This window comes from Pseudoalteromonas sp. UBA2102, assembly GCF_002331165.1.
In the GTDB taxonomy this organism is placed as follows: domain Bacteria; phylum Pseudomonadota; class Gammaproteobacteria; order Enterobacterales; family Alteromonadaceae; genus Pseudoalteromonas; species Pseudoalteromonas atlantica.
In genome coordinates, this window is sequence record NZ_DCYU01000074.1 from 15,858 (window position 1) to 18,452 (window position 2,595).

Consider the following 2,595-nt stretch of genomic DNA (forward strand, 5'->3'; position numbering starts at 1 on the left):
TATTCGTTTAGAGATCAAACAGGCCAATACAAACCGCAAACTAATGTTAGCTCGTTTTCAACTGCAGTAACGCAAGGTGCTAACTCTATTTTAGTGCAAGCACTGCACGAGTCTGATTGGTTTACACCGGTTGAACGCGAAGGCTTACAAAATATTTTAACAGAGCGAAAAATTATTCGTGCAGGCCAATCTGACAACCCTAACCAACCAGATTTACCGCCCCTAACAACCGCTAAAATAATTTTAGAAGGCGGTATTATTAGCTACGATACCAATGTAAAAACAGGCGGTTTAGGAATGGAATACTTTGGTATTGGCGCATCTGAGTTATATCGTGAAGATGCAATATCTATATATTTACGCGCAGTTGATGTTCGCACCGGCCAAGTATTACTTAGCGTAGCCACCAGCAAAAAAGTACTTAGCCAAGAAATGCGTGCAGGATTTTTTAGGTACGTAAGCTACAAACGCTTAGCCGAAGCTGAAGCCGGCTTTAGTGATAACGAACCGATGAGCATATGTGTAACCCAAGCCATTGAAAAAGCACTCACAGACTTAATTACAAAAGGAATTGATAGAGGCTTGTGGGCACAAAAAGCAGCGTAATACCAATGCGCAATAACACTTGATTAAGCGAATTGGTATAAGGCTATAATTTAAAAATAAAAAAGGCTACATGATGTAGCCTTTTTTATATGAGTGTATACAACAATCGTGTTTTAAAAAATTGCTATAACTACTTAGCCATAGGCAATAAAACCGATATGTAACGCTGAGCCCAATTTGCCAATTCAACACGGTTACGAGAATTGGTTTTTTTAAAGGCACTATACAAATGCGTTTTAACGGTGTGGTCACTTATATTAAGTTTATCGGCAATGGCGTTATTGCTCGCCCCTTGAGCAATTAAGTGAATAACCGATTTTTCACGTTTAGTAAGGTGCGCATAATCCCCTTTTTTTAGGGTGATATCTTCTTGTAGGCTATTAAACGAAGAGGCAACCGAGAGAATATCTGAAAACGCTTTTGATATAACCTTTCGCGTAAACCATAACTCGCCTGCGGTTATTCTAACTAGCCCTTTAAAAATAGTTTCTGGTGCATCTGATTTATAAAACACACCATTGAAATGATTTAACAGTAGGTTTTTTTCGCACACGGCATTGGGCTCTACATTAAATAAGACAACTTTATGCTTTTTAGCGAGGCAAATTAAGTCGGCAGGCAGTAAATCTAACCAGTTATTTTTAGCGCCATCAATTAAAAATAAATCAAACTTGTCCCTTTTCTCGTTTTTAGGGATCACGTCGTCCATTTTAATATCGCCAAAAATGGCTTGCATGGTTTTTAATATAGTTGTGTAGCTTTCACAGTGAAAAGAAGATTGAAACGTGGTTTTTACAAAAACGGCGTGTGGTTGTAGCATAGATTTCTTCCTTGAAATGTTTACACCACATTACCGAATTTATTAACAACTTACAATGCGCCCTTGGTATTATTCATACACGGCATAAAACAATCACCAATTATATTTAGTTAATAGTTACAATAACTTAATGATAATGAATGAATTATTTTCATATAAAATACTGCTCTGATCAGTCCTCACATAACGTATAAAAGCGTGAGGTAACCCCGTTAGTCCAGCCAAAACCTTGCTGTACTACGTATTCTCCGCCCCCTGCTTTTAATTGAGGCACGCACACATTGTATTTTTCTAGTAGGCACTGATTAACAGAAAAGTCGTTTTCTACCATTGTTAGCCAGTTTTGCATTATACGTTTACTAAGATCACTAAAACCGTAATTGTTAAGCCCTTTAACAGCAAACCACTGCAGCGGAGCCCACCCATTAGGGCTATCCCATTGCTGTGATGTAGAGGTAACGGTAGTAACTATGCCACCAGCCTTTAAAAAGTCGCGGCTTAGTCGCTCGGCAATATGTTGAGCTTGTTGTTCAGACGCTAAGTTAAAAAATAATGCAGTACTTGCGGCAGCGCTTAACACCTTAGATTGACTCGCTTTGTGATGATTATAATCAACAAAAAAGTGTTGTTGCTCACTCCACATGTATTTATTAATCAGTGTGCGGCGAGCTGCTGCGTAGTCGCTAAATAAATCGGCTTGTTGGCTATTACCTAGCAGCTTATTAAACTTACTAAGCTGTTTTTCTAGGTTATAAAGCAAACAATTAAGATCAATGGGTAATATATCGGTCGTTTGTATAGAGCTAAGTGAACTAGGCTCAGCTAGCCAGCGAGAACTAAAGTCCCAGCCAGATTCACACGCTGCACGTATATGTCGATAAAAGTCGGGCTTTTTATGCTCTGCTAAGCCCTCTGCGAGTGCCAGATCTTCTCTCAGGGATTCTGCCCTAGGGGCTGCTTCATCGTCCCAATAACGATTTAACTTGCCACCGCATGGCATTTTTACCACTCGCCTTAGTGCCGTTTTCTCGTTAGTAAGCTCTTCTGAGCCTTGCATCCAAAACGCATACTCTTTTTCAAGCGCATTAACACATTTTTCAAGCCATGCTACATTATTGGTTTTACTGTGCTCGTGCTGCCATAGCAATTCAACCATAAGCGCTAAAATA

At 39.3% G+C, this 2,595-nt stretch carries 3 protein-coding genes; 1 reads left to right on the forward strand and 2 read right to left on the reverse strand.

The features are described 5' to 3' along the window. The coding region (locus B2R65_RS10535) for a CsgG/HfaB family protein (protein ID WP_286742380.1) at window positions 1-606 on the forward strand (606 nt) is incomplete at its 5' end. 130 nt (window positions 607-736) lie between these two features. Here B2R65_RS10535 and B2R65_RS10540 read toward each other — a convergent pair. Together B2R65_RS10540 and B2R65_RS10545 are read right to left on the reverse strand one after the other, a co-directional pair. Further along, window positions 737-1,426, reverse strand: coding sequence for a response regulator transcription factor (locus tag B2R65_RS10540; protein WP_064387111.1), 690 nt, complete (start codon window positions 1,424-1,426; stop codon window positions 737-739). A 172-nt stretch (window positions 1,427-1,598) separates the two neighbouring features. Continuing rightward, the coding region (locus B2R65_RS10545) for a trehalase family glycosidase (RefSeq protein ID WP_286742385.1) at window positions 1,599-2,595 on the reverse strand (997 nt) is incomplete at its 5' end.